This is a genomic window from Stappia sp. P2PMeth1 (assembly GCF_900185735.1).
Taxonomy (GTDB): Bacteria; Pseudomonadota; Alphaproteobacteria; order Rhizobiales; family Stappiaceae; genus Stappia.
Genome location: NZ_FYAW01000019.1, coordinates 1 through 20,567, shown reverse-complemented (window position 1 = coordinate 20,567; position 20,567 = coordinate 1). Strand labels below are relative to the sequence as shown.

Sequence of the window (20,567 nt, the reverse complement as noted above, 5' to 3'; positions counted from 1 at the left end):
GCCGCCGGAGCCGGCGCCGGAAGCGTGTCCCGTCGCGCTTCCGGCGCTTGCCTTCCTTGCGCCGATCTGCGAAGGAAGAAGCCGTCGAACGGCAACCCGGCAGGACCAGACGTGAGCCTCGGTGACATTCCGGCCGCCCTTTTCGCGGCACCGACCGACCGGCCGTCCTCGGCCGGCCGCTCCGTGCTGCCCGGTGGGTGCCGCCTTGCCGGCCGGTCCTCCCCGTTCCAGGCCCTGCATCAGGGTCCGGCCTGCGGCCGATTTAGGCAGTTGCCGCACTGAGCCGTCTCTGCCGCCGGTCTTCGTCCTGCCGCTGGAAAGCGGCGGAAAGTCTGGTAAAAGACCCCCCGAACTCCCTTCTCACGTGCCGCGCCGGCATGCCGGCCGCGCGCTGCCAGTCACGACGGTGCCATGTCCGAATTGCAATCCCTTGAAACTGCGATCCTCGCGGCCGTCGCCGCCGCGTCGAACGAGGCCGAGCTGGAAGAGGTGCGCATCGCCGCCCTCGGCAAGAAAGGGTCCGTGTCCGAGAAGCTGAAGACCCTCGGCTCCCTGTCGCCGGACGAGCGGCGCGAGATGGGCCCGGCGATCAACGGCCTCAAGACCCGGGTCACCGATGCGCTCGCCGCCCGCCGCGAGCTGCTGCAGGACGCCGCCCTCGACGCGCGCCTCCAGCGCGAGCGCGTCGACGTCACCCTGCCGCTGCGTGCCGCGCCCGCCGAGGCCGGGCGCATCCATCCGGTCAGCCAGGTGATCGACGAACTCACCGCGATCTTCGCCGACATGGGCTTTTCCATCGCCGAAGGTCCGGACATCGAGACCGACCACCTCAACTTCACCCAGCTCAACTTCCCGCCCGACCATCCGGCGCGCGAGATGCACGACACGTTCTTCCTGCCCGAAAAGGCGGACGGCGAGCGCATGCTGCTGCGCACCCACACCTCGCCGGTGCAGATCCGCACGATGATGTCGCAACAGCCGCCGATCCGGGTGATCATCCCGGGCCGCACCTATCGCTGCGACAGCGACCAGACCCATACGCCGATGTTCCACCAGGTCGAGGGCCTGGTGATCGACAAGGAAAGCCATATCGGCCACCTGAAATGGGTGCTGGAGGAGTTCTGCAAGGCCTTCTTCGAGGTCGACGAGGTGCGCATGCGCTTCCGCCCGTCCTACTTCCCCTTCACCGAGCCGTCGATGGAGGTCGATATCGGCTGCGACCGCTCGGGCAACGAGGTGAAGATCGGCGAGGGCAACGACTGGCTGGAGATCCTCGGCTGCGGCATGGTCCATCCCAATGTCATCCGCAATTGCGGCCTCGACCCGGATGTCTACCAGGGCTTCGCCTGGGGCATGGGCATCGACCGTATCGCCATGCTGAAATACGGCATGCCGGACCTGCGCGCCTTCTTCGACGCGGATGTCCGCTGGATCGAGCATTACGGCTTCCGCCCGCTCGACCTGCCGACCCTGTTCGGAGGACTGTCGCGATGAGACCGCGGTCGATGATTGCCCGCCTGCGCGCGGCGCTGCTGCCGCTGCTGGCGCTCGCCGTGCTGGCGGCCGGCCTGCTGCCGCCGGCGCCCGTCGCGGCCCAGCCCGCCTCCTTCGTCGAGGTCTGCGCCGACAAGACCCAGGAGCGCGGCCGGCTGCGCTATTGCGATGCCTATTTCCGCGATGCGCTCGGCCCCCAGGCCGACACGGTTCTCTACCTGCGCGACCGCATCACCACCCTGCGCGCCAGCCAGGAGATGAACGCGGAGAGCAATTACGAGAGCTTCCTGACGGCGGTCGCCATCGTCGCCTTCCTGTCGATCGCCACCATGGTGCTGGTGTCGGCGGAGCGCCGCATCGACGGCATCGCCAAGTGGTCGTCGGTCACCTCGGCCGCCGCCGTGCTGGTGATGGTGGCGATCCTCACCTTCGGCTGGCTCGACAAGTACCGGGCGGAGGATGCGGCGATGCTGGAGCTCGGCCTGTTGCGCGATCAGGTGGAGGTCGAGGCCTCCCATGCCATCGCCAGCGGGCGCGGCCTCGACGAGGCGATGATCCGCCGCTGGACCGACCGGCTGCACGAGATCGGCCTGCGCTTCGCCAAGAATTACGGCGCCGCCTCCATCGTGCCGGACCTCGACCGCTTCACGCCGCAGAACTGACGCAGCCGCGCCGGCGCGCGGAGCCCCGCCGCGCCGGTCCCGTCACGATACCTGAAGAGACACGACCCATGAAGTTCACCCTGTCCTGGCTGAAGGAACATCTGGAGACCGACGCCACTCTCGACGAGATCGTCGAGGCGCTGACCCGTGTCGGCCTGGAGGTCGAGCATGTCGCCAATCCGGCCGACCGCCTGAAGCCCTTCACCATCGCCAGGGTGCTGGAGGCCCGCCAGCACCCCAATGCCGACCGCCTGCGCGTCCTCACCGTCGATGCCGGCGACGGCAAGGAGCCGCTGCAGATCGTCTGCGGCGCGCCCAATGCCCGCACCGGCCTTGTCGGCGTGCTCGCCCGGCCGGGCGACTATGTGCCGGGCATCGACGTCACCCTGTCGGTCGGCAAGATCCGCGATGTCGAAAGCTTCGGCATGATGTGTTCGGAGCGCGAGCTGGAACTGTCGGAGGCCCATGACGGCATCATCGACCTTCCCGAGGATGCGCCGGTCGGCACCTCCTATGCCGCCTATGTCGGGCTCGACGACCCGGTCATCGAGATCGGCCTGACGCCGAACCGTCCGGACTGCACCGGTGTTTCCGGCATCGCCCGCGACCTTGCCGCCGCCGGCCTCGGCAAGCTGAAGGAGAACCGCCCGGCGCAGGTGCCCGGCACCGGCCCGTGCCCGGTCGGGGTGCGGCTGGAGTTCGGCGACACGCCCTCGCTCTGCCCGGCCTTCGCCCTGCGCCTGGTGCGCGGCGTGAACAACGGCCCCTCGCCGGAGTGGATGCAGAAGCGGCTGCGGGCCATCGGCCTGCGCCCGATCAATGCGCTGGTCGACATCACCAATTACATCACCTTCGACCGCGGCCGGCCGCTGCATGTCTTCGACGCGGCCAAGGTCAAGGGCGATCTCGTCGTCCGCCGCGGCCGCGCGGGCGAGGAGCTGCTGGCGCTGGACGGGCGCACCTATCAGGTGGACGACAGCGTCTGCGTCATCGCCGACGACAACGGCCTGGAATCGCTCGCCGGCATCATGGGCGGCGAGCTGTCCGGCTGCACCGAGGACACCACCGACGTGCTGATCGAATCGGCGCTGTGGGACGAGACCAACCTTGCCCGCACCGGCCGCCGGCTCGGCATCAATTCCGATGCCCGCTACCGCTTCGAGCGCGGCGTCGATCCCGCCTTCTGCCTGCCGGGGCTGGAACTCGCCACCCGCATGGTCATGGACCTGTGCGGCGGCACGCCGAGTGAGGTGACGCTTGCCGGCCATGTGCCGGAGACCGACCGCACCATCGAGTTCCCTTTCGCCGAGGTCAAGCGCCTGTCGGGCCTCAAGCTCTCCGACGCGGAGATCAAGGGTGTGCTCACCCGTCTCGGCTTCTGGGTCACCGGCAGCGGCGAGGGGGTGCGCGTCGCCCCGCCGTCCTGGCGTCCGGACATTCACGGCAAGGCGGACCTGGTCGAGGAGGTCGTGCGCATCGTCGGCCTCGATTCGGTCGCCTCGACGCCGCTGCCGCGCGGCGCCACCGTCACCGGCCAGGTGCTCACCCCGGCGCAGGTCCGCCGCTCGCAGGCGCGCCGGGCGCTGGCCGTGCGCGGCATGAAGGAAGCCGTCACCTGGTCCTTCATCCCGCAGGACCAGGCCGAGGCCTTCGGCGGCGGCTCGCCGGCCCTGCGCCTTGCCAACCCGATCTCCGCCGACATGTCGGACATGCGCCCGAGCCTGGTGCCCGGCCTTGCCACGGCGGCGCAGCGCAATGCCGATCGCGGCTATCCGGATGTCGCCCTGTTCGAGGTCGGCCAGGTCTTCACGGACGACACGCCGCAGGGCCAGTCGATGGTTGCCGCCGGCCTGCGCCGCGGCACGGCGGTGATGACCGGCGCCGATCGCCACTGGGCCGGCAATGCGCCTGAGGTCGGCGTCTTCGATGCCCGCGCCGATGCGGAAGCCGCGCTCGCCGCCATCGGCGTGTCGGTCGACAAGCTGATGATCTTCTCCGAAAGCGCGCCCTGGCTGCATCCGGGCCGCTGCGGCGAATTGCGTCTCGGCCCCAAGACGGTGCTGGCCCGCTTCGGCGAGCTGCATCCGCGCATCGCCAGGGCGCTCGATCTCGACGGCCGGCTCGCCGTCTTCGAGGTCTATCTCGACGCGGTGCCGCTGCCCAAGGGCAAGTCCGGCCGCTCCAAGGGCGCCTTCGCCGCCTCGGACCTGATGCCGGTGCGCCGCGATTTCGCCTTCGTCGTCGAGGAGGCGGTGACCGCCGACCGGCTGATCAAGGCCGCGCGCGGCGCCGAGAAGACCTTGATCAGCGACGTCACGCTGTTCGACGTCTATCGCGGCGCCGGCATCGCGCAAGGGCACAAGTCGATGGCCATCGACGTGACGCTGCAGCCGCGCGAGCGCACCTTGACCGAGGAGGAGATCGACGCGGTCGGCGCCAAGATCCGCGCCGCGGTGGAAAAGGCGACCGGCGGCAGCCTGCGCACTTGATCGGGGCGCCCGAACCGGGCACCTGCCGCTGACGGGACTTGCGCCGCGCGCCCTTGCCCCCCATCCTTCGGGCCAGGGGCGACGCGCGGCGCGGCCTGTTGCGCGAGGGACTGCTCGCGCGAGGGACCGGGACGTGCAACAGGAGAGGGTCATGCGATGAAGCCGGCGCAAGCCGTGCCTCCCGCCCTTGGCCAGGGCCTTGCCTTCGGGCGCACCACGCTGGGCGATCCCTCGCTTGCCAGCGAGGATGACCGCAGGCGCGTGCTGGAGCTGATCCTGCGCATGGATCCGGTGGTGATGCGGGTGCTGCGGATCGCCCGCGGCCTTGCCCTGCCGGACTGGCGGCTCGCCAGCGGCGCCATCTACCAGACCGTCTGGAACGCGCTGACCGGCCGCCCCGCCGGCCATGGTATCCGCGATTTCGATCTGGTCTATTTCGACGGGGATACCAGCTACGAGGCCGAGGACCGGGTGATCACCCGCGCCCGCCCGCGCTTTTCCGGCCTGCCGGCGCCGGTGGAGATCCGCAACCAGGCGCGCGTGCCCCTCTGGTTCCGGCAAAAGCACGGCATCGACTATCCGCCGCTCGCCTGCACCGACGAGGCGCTGATCAACTATGCCGCGCGCACCCATGCGGTCGCCGTGCGGCTGGAGGCGGACGGCCGCCTGTCGCTCGCCGCGCCCTTCGGTCTCGCCGATATCTTCGCCATGCGGCTGGTGCCCAATCCGGCGCTCGACAATTCGGCGGCCTATCTGGACAAGGCGCTGCGGATGAAGGCCGCCTGGCCGGAGCTGGAAATCGTGCCCTGGCCGTCGTCCGGGCGGACGGGTGCCACACCGCGTGTCGACGAGCCCACTCCCGAGCCGGCCAACGAGGACGATCCGGGCGACACCCCGCCCGCCGCCTCGCCTCCTGCCACCCCCTCGCACACGCTCTCGCAGCGCCCCTCGCACCGGGAAGAGCTGCTGCGGCAGAGCCCGTTCCGCCGCCATCTGCCGGGCGACCGCTATGCGCGTCTGGTGAGCGGCGATTTCGGGGCGCGGCCGGACGCGCCCGCCGGCGAGCATGATGAAGGGCACGGCGAAGAGAGCGGCACCGCGGCGGATCAGCCGGCGGCGAGCGTTGCCCGCGACTGGATCCGCGTCTCGACCAGCCCGCGCAGCGAATTCCCCAGATAAATCTTGTCCGCGCTGGCGAGGTCTTCTGGCCGCAGGTCCGCCTCCACCGCCCGTCCGCTGTCGAGCAGCGCTTGCCGCAGCGTGCCCGGCAGCAGCCCGTGCCGCAGCGCCGGGGTCAGCAGCCGGCCGCCGCGCGCCACGAACAGGGTGGTGAAGCTCCCTTCCGTCAGATAGCCCTCGTCATTGGCGAAGATCACCTCGTCGCAGCCGGTCGCGGCCGAAAGCCGCGCCCGCGTGCCGTCATAGGTCTCGCGCCGCGTCGTCTTGTGCCACAGCATCGGATCGCCGGCCGCCATCGTCACATCGGCGAGGACCGCCGTCCACTGCTTCACCGCCGGCGGCAGCTCCCGGTCCTCCAGCGCCAGCCGCCCGTCGCCGGCCAGCTCCAGCCGCACCCGGCGAGGGCCTTCGAAAGCGCCGGCCCGCCGTGCCAGCAGCGCCCGCGCGGCCGTAACATCCAGCGGCAAGCCGAGCCGAGCCGCGCTGTTGCTAAGCCGGCTAATATGCCGCTCCAGCAGCAGATATCCCGCCAGCGGCTCGCCCGTCTCCGGCGGGTGCCAGGCCATCGTCTCGAACAGCGCGAAATCCGGCGCCTCGCGCTCCAGGAAGGCGAGCTTCAGCCGGCACTCGTCATATTCCGGCGTGCTGGCGGAATCGAACACCAGCCCCGATCCCGCGCCCGCCTCGAACCGGCCGTCCGCCTCCACCACCAGCGTGCGGATCGCCACGTTGAAGCGGAAATCGCCGGAGGGCTCCAGATGGCCGATACCGCCGGTATAGATGCCGCGCAGCCCGCTCTCCAGCCGATGGATGATCTGCATCGCCGAGAGCTTCGGCGCCCCGGTGATCGAGCCGCAGGGAAACAGCTCGCGCATGCAGGCGGCAAAGCCGGTCCCGGCCGGCACCTTTCCCTCCACCGTCGAGGTCATCTGGAACAGCGTCGCATAGGGCTCGACCTCGAAGAGGCGCGGCACCGCGACGCTGCCCGTTGCCGCGATGCGCGACAGGTCGTTGCGCATCAGGTCGACGATCATCACGTTCTCGGCTTGCGATTTCGGGTCGCTGGCGAGTGCCCGCGCGATCCGCCGGTCCTCCTCGCCCGTCCGCCCGCGCGGCGCCGTCCCCTTCATCGGCCGTGTGGTAACGCGCGTGCCGCGCCGCTCCAGGAACAGCTCCGGCGACAGCGACAGCACGGTGCGGCTCTCCGTTCTCAGGAACGCGGCATGGCCGACCGGCTGCGACAGCAGCAGCCGGGCGAACAGGAGCGCCGGATCGCCGGTGATCCGCCCGCGCGCCCGCATCGTCAGGTTGGCCTGGTAGATGTCGCCCCTGGCGAGATGCCCGCGCACGGCGGCAAAGGCCGCATCGTAGTCTTCGCGGCTCAGCTCGAAGCCGTCGACCCTGGCCTCGACCCCGCCGCATCCCGCTTGCGCGATGTCGCCGGCGCCGATTCGCGCCAGCGCCTCGCTCATCGTCAGCCTCTCGGCCTCCTCATAGACGCCGAAGCGCAGCAAGGGCAGCGCCGGGTCGTTCGGCGCAAGCCCCCGCAGCTTGTCCTCGAAGGCGAAGCCCGCCTCATAGGCGATGTATCCGGCGACAGCAAAGCCGTCGCGCGCCGCCGCCTCCGCCTCGGCGAGCGCCGCCGCAACGCCGCCGACCTCACGGCAGGCGATGATCCGCCGCGGGTGGGCGAACAGCAGCGCCGTTCCCGCGCCCGCGTCGAAAAGCGCCAGCATGTCGGCGGGTGCCTGGGGGGCTGCTGCCCGTCCCGTGTCGCCGCTCTCGTCCATCTGCTGCCGGTCTCGTCCTGCTCGCCCGTCCCCGTCGGCCGTCTTAAGTCAGTTGCCCTGCGTTGCATAGCCGCGCGCGCGACATGGGCCCGTCCGTTTTCGCCCCCGTCGCCATGTCCACGGTTTTCGTGCAACCTGCAAGGCGCTACAGACGTTTGCAAGGCACGAGCGGAGCACTGCATGACCGGCGACCAGATCGCGATCCTTGCCATTCTCGCCCTGGCGATGGCCGCCTTCCTGTCCGGCCGCCTGCGCCATGACATCGTGGCGATGGGCGCGCTGATCGCCTGTGTCGTCGCCGGATTGGTGCCTTCGCAGGAGGCGTTTGCCGGCTTCGGCCATCCGGCGGTGATCACGGTCGCCTGCGTGCTGGTGCTGAGCCGCGCGCTGCAGACCTCCGGCGCCGTCGATGTCCTGGCCCGCACGGTGCTGCCGGCGCGGGCCGGGCGCACCGTCAGCCTCGCCGCGCTGGTCGGCCTTGGCGCGGCGCTCTCCGGCTTCATGAACAATGTCGGCGCCATGGCGCTGTTGATGCCGGTGGCGCTGCAGCTTGCCCGCCGCCTCGACATGACGCCGGGCCGCATGCTGATGCCGCTCGCCTTCGGCACCATCCTCGGCGGCATGACGACGCTGATCGGCACCCCGCCGAACCTCATCGTCTCCGGCTTTCGCGTCTCCAATTCCGGCAGCGGCTTTTCGATGTTCGACTTCGCGCCGGTCGGCGTCGCCGTGGCGCTGGCCGGCATTGCCTTCGTCGTCACCATCGGCTGGCGGCTGGTGCCGGTCACCCGCGCCGCCGCCGGCGAGGCGTTCGAGGTCGGCTCCTATCTCACCGAGGTGCGGGTGGTCGACAAGGGCAAGGCCGACGGCATGACCCTGCACGAGATCGAGGCGGAGCTCGACAAGGCCGATGCCCAGGTCGTCGGTCTGGTGCGCGGCGGCCTGCGCATCAGCGCCCCGCGCGGCAATCGCCGGGTCCAGGGCGGCGACGTCCTGGTGCTGGAGGCCGATGTCGAGGGCATCGCCGAAGCGCTCTCCAAGCTCGACCTGAAGCTGGAGGAGCAGGTCAAGGCGCAGGACGAGGAGCGCGAGGAAAAGGAGCGCGCCCGCGAGCTGCAGGCCCGCCGCGCCGAAGACGAGGTGCGCCGCCGCGAGATCGACGAGGCCGCCGCCCTTGGCGACGTGGCGCTGGCGCCTCAGCCGCAGCCCCAGCCCCAGCCCCGGCCGGAGCCGGCGGCCGGCGGCAAGGGGCAGGGCACTGCCTCCCGGTCCGGCGAGGCGGAGCGGGGCGAGGTTCGCCGCGACGGGGAGGCGGACGAGGTGGTGCTGCGTGAGCTGGTGGTGCGGCCGGAATCGCAGCTTGTCGGCCGTTCGGCGCGCGATCTCGCCCTGCGCAGCCGCTACGGGCTGAACCTGCTCGGCGTCTCGCGCGACGGCCGCCGCGAGACCACGCGGCTGCGCACCCTGAGATTGCAGTCGGGCGATCTGCTGTTGATGCAGGGGCCGGCCGAGGTGCTGACCGTCTTCGCCTCGGAAATGGGCTGCGTGCCGCTGGCCGAGCGCGACTTGCGCATTCCCGACAAGCGCCTCGCCCTGCTGTCGGCGGTGATCCTGGCGCTGTCGATCCTGGTCGCGGCGGTCGGCCTGCTGCCGGCCTCCGTCGCCTTTGCCGCCGGCGTGCTCGCCTCCATGGTGCTGAAGACGATGCCGCTGCGCGCCGTCTACACCGCCATCGACTGGCCGGTGGTGGTGCTGCTCGCCGCGCTCATTCCCGTTGCCGGCGCCCTGGAGGCGACCGGCACGGCCGGGCTCATCGCCTCCTTTCTGGTCGGCAGCGTCGCCCAGGGCCATCCGGTCGCCGCGCTCGCCATGGTGCTGGTCGTCACCATGTTCCTGTCGGACGTGATGAACAACGCTGCGACCGCCGCCGTCATGTGCCCGATCGCCATCGGCATCGCCCTGGCGCTCGGGGTCAGCGCCGATGCCTTCCTGATGGCGGTGGCGATCGGCGCCTCCTGCGCCTTCCTCACCCCCATCGGCCACCAGAACAACACGCTGATCCTGGGTCCCGGCGGCTTCGGCTTCGGCGACTACTGGCGCCTCGGCCTGCCGCTGGAACTGCTGGTGATGGCCGTCGCCATGCCCCTGCTGCTGCTCGTCTGGCCGCTGTAGCAGCCGGCGAGGAGGGCTCCGGCTTCCCGCCCGCCTCAGGCCGGCGGCGGCAGGATGGTCATGCCGGTCGCGCCGGCCACCTGCATCACCTTCGCCACGTCCGGCGGCCCGTCCATCGGCGCCGGCGCGCGCGTCTCGTCGGCGACCGGCCGGCCCAGTTCGGTGAAGAAGCGCTCGTGCATGTGGCCCGGCGCGTTGAGGATCAGCACCCGTGCCGGCGCGTCTCCCCTTGCGGCGAAGGCATGCACCGCCCCGTCCGGGATCGCCACATGGCTGCCCGGTCCGGCGATCCGCGTTTCGCCGGCGACCATGAACTCGATCTCGCCCTCCAGCACGTAGAAGGCCTCGGTCTCGCCCGCATGGTGGTTGGGCGGCGCGCCGAGCCCCGGCGGCACCACCGCCTCGACAAGACAGAACTTGCCCATCGTCTCGCCGGGAAAGGCATGGAATTTCATCAGGATGCCGAGCGTTTCATAGGTTCTGGCGCGACTGTCTGCCACGGTCTGTCTCCACTTGTGAGAAGGAAGCGATGCCCTTATGATACACAAGTCTTTTTATGAGACAAGTGTCTTATTATGAGGAAGGCATGACAGCGACTCGCGAACGCATCTCCCAGAAATCCCGCACCCGCGAGGCGATCCTGGCCGGCGCCCGTGCGCTCATCGAGCGCGGCGAGCCGGTGACGGTGACGGCCGCCGCCGCCGAGAGCGGCATCTCCAAGGCGACGGCCTATCGCTATTTCTCCGATCCGGCGGTGCTGGCGGCGGAGGCGGGCCTTGCCGTGGAGGTGCGCGACTATGCCGAGATCGTGCAAGGTTGCGACACGCCGCGCGCGAAGGTGCTGGCCGTCAGCCTCTACATGTTCGATCTGGCGCTGGCGCATGAGCCGGCCTTTCGCCAGTTCCTGGCGCGCAGTCTCGACTGCTGGCTGGCGGAAGGCGGCACCAAGGCGCCGCTGCGGGGCGCGCGCCGCGTTGCCATGTTCGAGGCGGCCCTTGCCGGGCACCGCCCGGCCCTGCCGGCGGATCGGCTCGCCCTTTTGGTCGGCGCCCTGTCGGCGGCCACCGGCACCGAGGCGATGATCGCGCTCACCGATGTCGCCCGCCTGTCGCCGGACATGGCCCGTCAGGCTCTGCGCGAAATGACCGAGGCGATCCTCGACCGGTTCCTCGCCGCGCCGTGAGAGGCGCGCACGCGCCTCACACCTTCTGCGCCACCACGAAGCGCGCCTTGTGCGAGGCCGGCAGCAGGTCCGCCTCCACGATGCGGAACCCGGCGTCGGTGATCGTCCGGTCCAGCTCGGCGATGCTGAGAAAGCCGACATGCGGCGCCTTGCCGACAAGCTGCATCGCCGTGACCAGCGGGCGGATGTACCAGCCCCAGTTCTTCAGGCAGACCGTCTTGGAGATCAGCAGCCCGCCCGGCTTCAGCTTCTCGCGCAGCGCGGCGAGGGTGCCCGGCAGGTCCTCCAGCAGATGCAGCAGGTTGAAGGCCAGCACCGCGTCGAAGGGCGGCGCGCCGGCGGCGAGCTCCGCCCGTCCGGCCTCGCTCGCCGCCGTCTTCTGGAAGTCGACCGTGTCGATGCCGGCCGCCGCGGCCCGCTCGCGGGCAATGGCGATCATTTCGCCCGAGATGTCGGTGCCGAGATAGCGGCCCGCATGTCCGGCCAGCCGCAAGGCCGTCGTGCCGGTGCCGCAGCCGATCTCCAGCACCCGGTCCTGCGGCGTCAGATGTGCTGCCGTCGCCTCCAGCGTCCGCTGATAGGCCGCCTCGTTCCGGATCGGGCTGGCGGCGTATTTGCGCGCCGCCTTGTCCCAGAAGTCGTCCTGCCTGCGCATGTCGTCCGGCTCCGCTGTCGGTTTCGCTCGCGTCTCTGGCTTAGCGTGGCGGCGAACCAAATGAAATTGCATAAAAATGCAGTCTCGTTATACGTTTTTGCATGAATTTCCGTCCCCCCTTCGACTGGAACCGCCTGCGCGCCTTTCTCGTCACCGCCGAGGAGGGCTCGCTCTCGGCTGCCGCCCGCATCCTCAAGCTCACCCAGCCGACGCTCGGCCGCCAGGTCGCGGCGCTGGAAGCCGAACTCGGCGTCATCCTCTTCGAGCGGGTCGGCCGCTCCCTCAGCCTCACCCGCTCGGGGCTGGAACTGCTGGAGCATGCCCGCGCCATGGGCGAGGCGGCGAACCGCGTCTCGCTGGCCGCCTCCGGCCGGGTCGAGGCGGTCGAGGGCGAGGTCTCGATCGCCGCCAGCGACGTCACCGCCGCCTGGCTGCTGCCGCCGATGCTGGCGCGGCTGCGCGCGGCGGCGCCCGGCATCTCGGTCAACGTCGTTGCCTCCAACAGCCTGAGCGACCTGCTGCGCCGCGAGGCCGACATTGCCATCCGTCATGTCGAGCCGCAGGACGGCAACCTTATCGTCCGGCGGATGCCCGACATGCTGGCCCGGATCTATGCCTCGCGCGATCTCATCGCCCGGCAGGGCGGACACCCGCGCGATGCCGCCGCCCTGTCGGCCTGGCCCTTCATCGGCTTCGAGCGCTCCGAACGGTTCCGCCTGGCGCTGAACACGGAGGGCCTGTCGCTGACCCAGGGCAGCTTCCCCATCGTCAGCGAGAACGGCGTCGTCGCCTGGCACTATGTCCGGGCCGGGCTCGGCGTCGGCGTCATGGTCGAGGCGGTCGCCCGCCAGGCGCCGGAGGTCGAGTGCGTTCTGCCGGACATGCCGCCCTTTGTCGTCCCGGTCTTCCTGGTCACCCATCGCGAGCTGCACACCAGCCGGCGTATCAGGATCGTCTTCGACCTTATCACGGGCCTGCTGGCCGGGGATTAAATGACGAGCGGACGGGGATAGCGCCGAAGACAGGGCCGAAGACAGCGCCGAAGACAGGAAAGGGCGAGGGGCTTGCCTCGGGAGGCTGGTCCGGGGCCGGCGCGAGCTCCCGCCTCGCGCACTTGTCCCCGCCGCTATCCCCGTCCTGTCCCCGCTGGGCCTCCGCGCCGCGGTTTGGCGATTTTGCGACGATTGAGACGCGAAAGGCCGATTTCGAGACGGAATTTTGCAAAATCCGTCTCGAAATTTCTCAAAATCCGACAAGCGGTCGCGAGCCCTGAAAAACCCGGCGTCAGCCTTGCAGCTCGGCCCGCAGGAAGTCGATCATCGCCCGGGTCTTGGCCGGCAGGTAAGCCCGGCTCGGATAGACCAGCCAGGCGGCGGTGTCGAAATCCGTCGCCGTCGCCTGCCACTCAGTCAGGCAGTGCACCAGCCGGCCGCCGGCCAGATCGTCGTCGACCAGCCAGTCCGGCAGCAGCGCCGGCCCCAGCCCGCCACGTGCCGCCTCCAGCAGCGCCAGCGCCGGCGCCAGCACCAGATCGCCGCCGACCGGCTGCTCGGCGATCGCTCCGGCCCGGTCGCGAAACAGCCAGCGGTCGCGATAGCCGGCGAACGGAAAGCGCAGCACCCGGTGGCCGGCAAGGTCGGCGGGCGCCGCCAGCCTCGGGGCTCCGGCAAGATAGGCCGGCGAGGCCACCACCTTGTAGCGGGTCGTCATCAGGCGCGACACGATGAGGTCGCCGGAGACCGCCGGCGCCAGCCGGATGGCGAGGTCGATCCGCTCCGCCACCAGGTCGACATTGGCGTCGCTGAACAGGCCCTCTACCGTGATGGACGGGAAGGCGGCGCGAAAGGCCGCCAGCCGCGGCACGATCACCCGCTGGCCGAAGCTGACCGAGGCCGACAGCCGCAAATGGCCGCTCGGGCGGGTCGTGCTGTCGCGCGCCGCCGCGGCCACCGCTTCCAGCTCCTCGACCAGCGGCGCCATCCGGGCAAGGCAGGTCTCGCCCGCTTCGGTGAGCGACAGCCGGCGCGTCGTCCGCTCGAACAGCCGCAGGCCGAGCCGCATCTCCAGCCCGGCGACGGCCCGCGACACGGCCGAAGGGTCAAGGCCGCGCCGCCGCGCCGCCTCGGCGAAGCTGCCGCTGCGGGCGACCTCCAGGAAAAGGGCGATGTCCTGCGTGTTCATTGATGCGGATCCTGCATCAATGTCCGGATGAAATCATCATTTTTTCGGGGTTTACGCATCGATAGCCTTCCCTCTGCCGGCCCGTTTCCGCTTCGCGGCCGGCTCTGTCCTGCGAAAACCTGAAGGAAATCAACCGATGTCCGATTTTGTCCTGCATGATGCGACAACTGCCCCGGAAGCCTCGCAATCCCGCCTTGCCGCCAGGACGATCTCCGATCCTGTCAGCCCTCTGGCGGGACCGCTGGCGGAGCCTGTCCGATGAGCCGCGTTGCCGTGCTCGGGCTCGGCGCCATGGGCCGGCGGATGGCGGCCCGGCTGCTTGCCGCCGGTCATGAGCTCGTCGTCTGGAACCGCTCACCGGGACCGGCGGAGGAGCTGGCAGCGGAACTGGCGGTGTCGGGGGCGCGGGTCGCGGGCAGCCCGCGCGAGGCGGCAGCTTGGGCCTCCTTCGTCATTGCCATGGTCTATGACGATGCGGCCTCGCGGGCGGTCTGGCTCGATCCGCACAGCGGCGCCTTCGCCGGCCTGCGGCCCGGAGCGGTCGCGCTCGACTGCGCCACCCTGTCGCCCGATCACGTGCGCCGCCTCCATGACGAGGCGGGCGCGCGCGGCCTTGCCTTTCTCGATGCGCCGCTGGCCGGCTCCCGGCCGCAGGCCGAGGCGGGCGAGCTGGTCTTCATAGTCGGCGGCGCGGCAGAGCATCTGACGGCGGCGGAACCGGTGCTGCGCGCCATGGGCCGCGCCGTCCACCATGCCGGCGGCCCGGCTGCCGGCACCCTCGTCAAGCTGATGGTCAACGTGCTGCTGGCGTCCCAGGTGGCGACCCTGGCGGAATGTCTGGCCTTGGCGGCGCGCGCCGGGCTCGATCCCGCCACAGCCTTCGCCATCGTCGCGGACACGCCGGTCGCCGGCCCCTCGCTGCGCGGCGCGGGCGCGGCGATGCTCGCCCGCGACTGCCGCCCCCAGGCGCCTGTCGACCTGATCGTCAAGGATCTCGGGCTCGCCCGTGCCGCGGGCGAGGCGGCCGGCCTGTCGCTGCCGATGGCCGCTGCGGCCGAGCGGCTCTACCGGCAGGCTGCGGCCCTTGGCCTTGGGTCCGACAACCTCACCGGCATCGTCAAGCTGTATCTAGTCACCCGAAGCTGAAGTTCGTCACATTTGGCGGCATGCTCTCAACGAACTTCAGATTCAAGAGGGTGACTAGCAAGCTTATGTTTCTAGTGTGGTTTTCGAATTTGAAATACGTCCTGATGGTTGCTGCAAAAAAGAGGCGTAGTTCAAATTCACCACACTAGCGGGCGACTTGGTCGAGACAGGCTGAGCCGCACGGCTGCCGGCACGCAAAAGGCGCGCTCCTTGCGGGGCGCGCCTTCCGTTTGTCTGTCGATCCCGCGAGGGCGGATCGGGCTCTCGCGCCTCAGGCGGCGAGGGCGCCCTTTGCCTGATCGGTCAAGAGCTTGAACGCATCCGGCTCGCGGATGGCGATGTCGGAGAGGACCTTGCGGTCGATCTCGATGCCGGCCTTGTTGAGGCCGTCGATGAAGCGCCCGTAGGTCAGGCCGTGCTCACGGACAGCGGCGTTGATGCGCTGGATCCAGAGCGACCGGAAGTTCCGCTTGCGGACCTTGCGGTCGCGATAGGCGTACTGGCCGGCCTTCTCGACCGCCTGCTTGGCAACGCGGATCGTGTTCTTGCGACGACCGTAGTAGCCCTTGGCGGCCTTGAGGACCTTCTTGTGCTTGGCGTGGGCGGTAACGCCCCTTTTGACACGCGACATGGGATGTAACTCCTTGAAAAGTCTAGAACGTCGTCAGGTTCAGCCGTAGGGCAGGAACTTCTTGACGATACGGGCATCGGGCTCGGCCAGAGTGGTCGTGCCGCGTGCGTTGCGGATGAACTTGGCGGAACGCTTGATCATCCCGTGACGCTTGCCCGCCTGAGCGGTCTTGACCTTGCCGGTCGCGGTCAGTTTGAAGCGCTTCTTGGCGCCGGACTTCGTCTTCAGCTTGGGCATTTTGCATCCTTTCTTGGCCCGGCGGGGCTGAACCGCCGGCTTTTGTTGGAAGCCGTTTGTGAGCCGCCACGGCATGCCCTTTTGTCGCGGATGTCGGCCGAAACACGGCCGGTCCCGCGAAGCCGGGCGGCTCGGGACAGGGGCTTATAGGCAAAGCCGGGGCGAAACGCAAGCGCTCCGGCGAAGGGGCAGGGCCTCGTGCCGCCCCTTTGCGGCCCGTTCGCCGGCCCTTGCCGTGAAACTGCGAAACCCGGCCCTTTTCAAGGCCGGGTTTCACGAAAAACCGCCGCGTGTCGCGGCCGTGTCGGGTGGCAGGCGTCAGCGCGCGATCGGCGCCAGCACCATCACCATCTGGCGGCCTTCCAGCCGCGGGTGGGATTCGACCTTGGCGAACTCGGCCGTCTCGTCCCGCACCTTGTTGAGCAGCGCGACGCCCAGGTCCTGGTGCGCCATTTCGCGTCCGCGGAACCGCAGGGTGACCTTGACCTTGTCGCCCTCGTCGAAGAAACGCTTCATGTTCCGCATCTTCACCTCATAATCATGGGTGTCGATGTTCGGACGCATCTTGATTTCCTTGACCTCGACGATCTTCTGGTTCTTGCGCGCCTCTGCCGCCTTCTTCTGGCTCAGATACTTGTACTTGCCATAGTCAAGGATCTTGCAGACGGGCGGCGAAGAGTTCGGAGAAATCTCGACAAGATCCAGACCGGCCTCTTCGGCCATCCTCAAGGCGTCTTCCGTGGGCGTGACACCGAGGTTCTGTCCGTCCTGGTCGATGAGCTGGACTTCCCGAACGCGGATCTCTTGGTTTGTGCGCGGGCCTTCCTTGGTCGGCGGCGGGGCGCGGTATGGACGGCGAATGGTCGCAATCTCCTCTAACGTTTCAACGACTTGGCGAAGCCGGCGCGCGGCCGGCGGCTCTGCCCTGCAACGACAAATACCCCGAACGCCGGGCGCCGGGGAAAACTTGGCACGCCGCAGGGCGCCATGCCAAGAAAATCAAGCGAAACCGGCGCGGAGTCAACCGCTTTCGCGTTGCCGGCTGGCCGCCGCGCCAGGATCGTCCGGGGACAAGCCGGCGCCGAGCAGCCGTTCGTAGACGGCGAGCGTTGCCCCGCACATCGCCTCGACCGTGAAGTCGCGGCCCACATGGGCGCGCGCCCGTGCGGCCAGCGCCGCGCGGTCCTGCGGCGCGAGCGCCAGCATCTCGGAAAGCGTCCGGGCCAGCGCTGCGGCATCGTTCGCCGGCACGCGCCAGCCGGTGCGCTGGTCCTCCGCGACATCGGGCGGCGCCAGCACCGTCTCGGGCACGGCGCCAAGGTTGGTCGCGACCACCGGCACGCCGGCCGCCTGCGCCTCGACGGCGGCCCGGCCAAAGGCTTCCGGCTCGATCGAGGCAACGACCGCGACATCGGCAAGGGTGAGGGCTGCGGCGACATCGGCGCAGTGGCCGACCAGCCGCACCCGGTTCCCGAGGCCGGCATTGGCGATTCGCCAATTCAGCTCCGCCACATAGGCCTCGCGCCCCTGCGGGTCGCCGGCCAGGATCGCTGTCCAGCCGGCCGGCGCCTCGCCCGAGGCGGCAAGCCGCACCAGCGCGTCGATCAGCACCGCCTGGCCCTTCCAGGGGGTCAGGCGGGCAAGGTTGAGGATCACCCGCTCGCCGCCCTGAAGGCCCCAGGCATCGGCCAGCGCCTGCCGGCGCTCGGGCGAAACGACGGCCGGATCGAGCGCGGCAAGGTCGGAACCGCGATGGATGACGGTGAGGCGGTCTGTCGCGAAAGGGTGCCGCTCGGCGATCAGCGCGGCCGTGTAGCGGGAATTGGCGATCACCGCGTCGCCCCGCGCCATCACCGAATTGTAGAGCCCTTTCAAGGCGTTGGTCTGGTTGTAGATGCCGTGATAGGTGGTGACGAAGGCAAGATCCAGCCGCCGCGCGGCGATCAGCGCCGACCAGGCCGGTGCCCGCGAGCGGGCATGGATCAGATCGACCCCCTCCGCCCGCGCAAGGCGGGCCAGCGTGCCGGCATTGCGCCAGATCGCAATCGGCGACTTTCGTCCCACCGGCAGCGTCACATGCTCGCCGCCGGCCGCCTCAAGCTCCGCCACCAGCCGGCCGCCGCGGCTTGCGACGATCGCCCGGTGACCGGCCGCCACCAGCGCCCGCGCCACGTCGACCGTGGTGCGTTCGGCGCCGCCCGTGTCGAGGTCCGGGATGACTTGCAGCACGGTTCGGCGGGTCACGGCGGCTCCTGTCGGATGGGGCAAGCGAAAGCCCGGCGCGGAGTTTTCTGGCGCGGACTTTTCAAGGCTTGCGACCTGTGCCACATCGGGCGGCAATCAGGCAAGAGAGCGAGGCAGGCGGAGGCAGCGATGGACGGAGAGGCTCAGGATCAGGTGCGCCATATCGAGGTCGGCGCCGACAGGCGGCGCATCGCCGTGCTGCGCGAGGAGGGCGCGCCGGGGCGCTGCGGCGTGCTGTGGCTGTCCGGCTTCAAGTCCGACATGGCCGGCACCAAGGCCGAGGAACTGGCGGCCTGGGCGCGCGCCACCGGCCGCGCCGTCACCCGGCTCGACTATTCCGGCCACGGCCTCTCGGGCGGCGCGTTCGAGGATGGCACCATCTCGCGCTGGGCCGAGGAGGCGCGGGCGGTGCACGAGGCCTTCTGCCGCGAGCCGACCATCGTCGTCGGCTCGTCGATGGGCGGCTGGATCGCGCTGCTGCTGGCCCGCGCGCTGGCCGCCCGGCCGGTGGCGGCTGCGCCGCTCGCCGGCATGGTGCTGATCGCCCCGGCACCGGACTTCACCGAAGAGCTGATGTGGAAGCACGAGTTCACCGACGAGATCCGCGAGACGATCCTGCGCCAGGGCCGGTTCGAGCGCCCGTCGGAATATGACGACAGCCCCTATGTGATCACCCGGGCGCTGATCGAGGACGGTCGCGACAACCTGCTGCTCGGCGGCCTGATCGAGACCGGCTGCCCGGTCACCATCCTGCAGGGCCAGCGCGACGATGCCGTGCCCTGGCGCCACGCGCTGCGGCTGACCGAGTGCCTGGCGCTGGACGATGTGGTGCTGACCCTGATCAAGGACGGCGACCACCGGCTGTCGCGGCCGCAGGACATCGAGCGGCTGATCGCCGCCGTCGAGGTCCGCGCCGCCGAGGCCGAGGCGAAGGCCGGCTGATCCGTCGCACCCGCCTCCCTCCGCCAGCCTGTTCTTTCTGCCTCTCGGGTCATCGGTTTGTCGTATTTCGCGCAAAGGCTTGGCGCGGCATGATCGGCATCCGTTGACCGGTTCGGCGGGCGATACGGGGCAGCGAGCGGAGGCAAGCAATCCATGGCGGCAGCACGCAGGCGTTTCATCCTGGCGATCGACGGAGGCGGCATTCGCGGGCTGATTCCGCTGCGGATCCTGGAATCGCTGGAGGCGCGGCTGCGCATGCGCGGCAAGGGCCTGCCGCTGCACCGCTATGTCGACATGATCGGCGGCAGCTCCATCGGCGGGCTGATCGCCGCCGGCCTTGCCGCTCCGCGCCCCGACGACACCGGCGGCGCTCCGGCGGCCGGCATTTCCGAGCTGCGCCGCTTCTTCGAGGTGGAGGCGCGCGAGGTGTTCCGCCGCAAGAGCCTGTTCGAGCGGTTCGTCGCCAACCCGCGCGCGCTTCTCGACGAGCGCTATGACGAACGGCCGCTGGAGCGGATGCTCAAGGACCAGCTTGGCTGGACCTCGCTGCAATCGGCGCTGACCCGCGTCGTCTTGACCGCCTATGACATCGGCCGCCGCGAGGCGGTGTTCATGACCAACGGCCGCCAGAGCGACGGCAGCCGGCCGGACGACTATTATTTCTGGCAGGCGGTGCGGGCGACGACGGCCGCGCCGGTCTATTTCGAGCCGATGCGCGCGGAGAACCTGACCAAGGGCGACGAGCGGGTGCTGATCGACGGCGGCGTCGTCATGAACAACCCGACGCTGGCGGTCTGGCTGGAGGCGATGAAGCTCGACTGGGAGCCGGGCGGGATCACCATCCTGTCGCTCGGCACCGGCGCCGACAGGCACCGGTCCTGGAGCTTCCGCGAGGCGGCGTCCTGGGGCCCGCTCGGCTGGCTGCTGCCGGCCAACGGCGTGCCGCTGCTGTCGATTCTCGCGCATGGCCAGTCGACCACCGCCGCCTATCAGGCCGAGCGGCTGCTGCCGGCCGCCGGCATCGGCGAGATCGTGCGCCTCGACGGCGAACTGCCGGAGGGCGCGGAGGCGATCGATAACACCCGCCCCGGCAACATCATCGAGCTGAACGGCGTCGCCGACCGCATCATCCGCGACAACACGCTGCTGCTCGACCGGCTGGCGGAGGAGATGAGCGAGCGCGAGGACTGACCCGCGCGCCGCTTCGGTGCGGTATGGTTAACCAGGCGTAAACGCTCCGGCGCGACACTGTCCGGGGCACCACTGGCGGAAACCGTCGGTGCGGGCAGCGAAAGGAGCCGGCCATGACGCGCATGCATGCAGCAGCCATTGCCAGCCGGGGCCGACTGGTGCGCCTGTCGGGCCTGCCGGGTCTGTTGTCGGGCCTGTCGTTGGGCCTGTCGCGCCTGCCGCTGCTGGCCGGCGCCCTGGCGGCGCTCGCCGCCGTGTCGGCCGCCCATGCGACGCCGCTGCCGCGCGAGAAGCCGGCCGCCGCCGCGCCCCTGCAGCTTGCCGCCGCGCCCTCCGGCCTGCCGGCATCGGCGGTACGGCCCCGCGCCCTC

The 20,567-nt window shown here is 70.0% G+C and carries 19 protein-coding genes; 11 read left to right on the top strand and 8 right to left on the bottom strand.

The features are described from left to right. The first annotated feature begins 411 nt into the window (after positions 1 to 411). From pheS to P2PM1_RS25800, 4 genes are all read left to right on the top strand, one after another. Entirely contained in the window at positions 412 to 1,494 is a 1,083-nt protein-coding gene (gene pheS, locus P2PM1_RS11105) for a phenylalanine--tRNA ligase subunit alpha (protein WP_186399105.1), read from the top strand. After that, a complete protein-coding gene (locus P2PM1_RS11100; protein ID WP_186388922.1) occupies positions 1,491 to 2,156 on the top strand; it encodes a phenylalanyl-tRNA synthetase subunit alpha in 666 nt (221 codons plus the stop codon). Before pheS ends, P2PM1_RS11100 begins: the two co-directional genes overlap by 4 nt. 68 nt (positions 2,157 to 2,224) lie before the next feature. After that, positions 2,225 to 4,645 (top strand): phenylalanine--tRNA ligase subunit beta, encoded by a 2,421-nt coding sequence (pheT, locus tag P2PM1_RS11095; RefSeq protein WP_186399104.1) that lies wholly within the window; start codon positions 2,225 to 2,227, stop codon positions 4,643 to 4,645. Positions 4,646 to 4,801: 156 nt separating this feature from the next. Next, complete coding sequence (locus P2PM1_RS25800; RefSeq protein WP_186399103.1) at positions 4,802 to 5,824, top strand: nucleotidyltransferase family protein; 1,023 nt, start codon at positions 4,802 to 4,804, stop codon at positions 5,822 to 5,824. Here the strand turns inward: P2PM1_RS25800 and pabB are convergent. After that, positions 5,752 to 7,614: an aminodeoxychorismate synthase component I gene (pabB, locus tag P2PM1_RS11085; protein WP_208985253.1), complete on the bottom strand. Its 1,863-nt coding sequence runs from the start codon at positions 7,612 to 7,614 to the stop codon at positions 5,752 to 5,754. The two genes, P2PM1_RS25800 and pabB, sit on opposite strands and share 73 nt — an antisense overlap. Positions 7,615 to 7,794: 180 nt before the next feature. Here pabB and P2PM1_RS11080 point away from each other — a divergent pair, with 180 nt between their 5' ends. Continuing rightward, the gene (locus P2PM1_RS11080) at positions 7,795 to 9,786 is read left to right on the top strand and encodes an SLC13 family permease (RefSeq protein ID WP_186399102.1); all 1,992 of its coding nucleotides are present in this window, start codon (positions 7,795 to 7,797) and stop codon (positions 9,784 to 9,786) included. Positions 9,787 to 9,821: 35 nt separating this feature from the next. Here P2PM1_RS11080 and P2PM1_RS11075 read toward each other — a convergent pair whose 3' ends face one another. Continuing rightward, complete coding sequence (locus P2PM1_RS11075) at positions 9,822 to 10,286, bottom strand: cupin domain-containing protein (RefSeq protein ID WP_208985252.1); 465 nt, start codon at positions 10,284 to 10,286, stop codon at positions 9,822 to 9,824. An 86-nt stretch (positions 10,287 to 10,372) separates the two neighbouring features. Here P2PM1_RS11075 and P2PM1_RS11070 point away from each other — a divergent pair, with 86 nt between their 5' ends. Continuing rightward, the gene (locus P2PM1_RS11070; protein ID WP_186399101.1) at positions 10,373 to 10,969 is read left to right on the top strand and encodes a TetR/AcrR family transcriptional regulator; all 597 of its coding nucleotides are present in this window, start codon (positions 10,373 to 10,375) and stop codon (positions 10,967 to 10,969) included. Between the two features lie 16 nt (positions 10,970 to 10,985). On the opposite strand, the gene P2PM1_RS11065 is transcribed toward P2PM1_RS11070, so the two are convergent. Next, the gene (locus P2PM1_RS11065) at positions 10,986 to 11,624 is read right to left on the bottom strand and encodes a bifunctional 2-polyprenyl-6-hydroxyphenol methylase/3-demethylubiquinol 3-O-methyltransferase UbiG (RefSeq protein ID WP_186399100.1); all 639 of its coding nucleotides are present in this window, start codon (positions 11,622 to 11,624) and stop codon (positions 10,986 to 10,988) included. A gap of 101 nt (positions 11,625 to 11,725) precedes the next feature. Between P2PM1_RS11065 and P2PM1_RS11060 the strand changes: the two genes are divergently transcribed. Further along, entirely contained in the window at positions 11,726 to 12,616 is an 891-nt protein-coding gene (locus tag P2PM1_RS11060; protein WP_186399099.1) for a LysR family transcriptional regulator, read from the top strand. A 292-nt stretch (positions 12,617 to 12,908) separates the two neighbouring features. Here the strand turns inward: P2PM1_RS11060 and P2PM1_RS11055 are convergent, their stop codons facing one another. Continuing rightward, the gene (locus P2PM1_RS11055) at positions 12,909 to 13,805 is read right to left on the bottom strand and encodes a LysR family transcriptional regulator (RefSeq protein ID WP_186399098.1); all 897 of its coding nucleotides are present in this window, start codon (positions 13,803 to 13,805) and stop codon (positions 12,909 to 12,911) included. 258 nt (positions 13,806 to 14,063) lie between these two features. Between P2PM1_RS11055 and P2PM1_RS11050 the strand changes: the two genes are divergently transcribed. Beyond that, complete coding sequence (locus P2PM1_RS11050; RefSeq protein WP_186399097.1) at positions 14,064 to 14,951, top strand: NAD(P)-dependent oxidoreductase; 888 nt, start codon at positions 14,064 to 14,066, stop codon at positions 14,949 to 14,951. 271 nt (positions 14,952 to 15,222) lie between these two features. Here the strand turns inward: P2PM1_RS11050 and rplT are convergent, their stop codons facing one another. From rplT to P2PM1_RS11030, 4 genes are all read right to left on the bottom strand, one after another. Next, positions 15,223 to 15,582 carry a 50S ribosomal protein L20 gene (rplT, locus tag P2PM1_RS11045; RefSeq protein WP_186397701.1) on the bottom strand — a complete coding sequence of 120 codons (360 nt, stop codon included), beginning with the start codon at positions 15,580 to 15,582 and terminating at the stop codon, positions 15,223 to 15,225. Between the two features lie 39 nt (positions 15,583 to 15,621). After that, positions 15,622 to 15,819 carry a 50S ribosomal protein L35 gene (rpmI, locus tag P2PM1_RS11040; RefSeq protein ID WP_067223866.1) on the bottom strand — a complete coding sequence of 66 codons (198 nt, stop codon included), beginning with the start codon at positions 15,817 to 15,819 and terminating at the stop codon, positions 15,622 to 15,624. A gap of 318 nt (positions 15,820 to 16,137) precedes the next feature. Next, a complete protein-coding gene (gene infC / locus P2PM1_RS11035; RefSeq protein ID WP_186388983.1) occupies positions 16,138 to 16,680 on the bottom strand; it encodes a translation initiation factor IF-3 in 543 nt (180 codons plus the stop codon). Between the two features lie 159 nt (positions 16,681 to 16,839). After that, positions 16,840 to 18,063, bottom strand: a complete 1,224-nt coding sequence (locus P2PM1_RS11030) for a glycosyltransferase family 4 protein (RefSeq protein ID WP_186399096.1) — start codon at positions 18,061 to 18,063, stop codon at positions 16,840 to 16,842. 129 nt (positions 18,064 to 18,192) lie between these two features. Here P2PM1_RS11030 and P2PM1_RS11025 point away from each other — a divergent pair, with 129 nt between their 5' ends. The 3 genes from P2PM1_RS11025 to P2PM1_RS11015 all read left to right on the top strand — a co-directional run. Next, the gene (locus P2PM1_RS11025; RefSeq protein ID WP_186399095.1) at positions 18,193 to 19,005 is read left to right on the top strand and encodes a carboxylesterase; all 813 of its coding nucleotides are present in this window, start codon (positions 18,193 to 18,195) and stop codon (positions 19,003 to 19,005) included. Positions 19,006 to 19,158: 153 nt separating this feature from the next. Further along, positions 19,159 to 20,196: a patatin-like phospholipase family protein gene (locus P2PM1_RS11020; RefSeq protein WP_186399094.1), complete on the top strand. Its 1,038-nt coding sequence runs from the start codon at positions 19,159 to 19,161 to the stop codon at positions 20,194 to 20,196. A 113-nt stretch (positions 20,197 to 20,309) separates the two neighbouring features. Beyond that, positions 20,310 to 20,567 (top strand): hypothetical protein (locus P2PM1_RS11015; protein WP_208985251.1); only part of this gene is annotated, 258 nt, incomplete at its 3' end.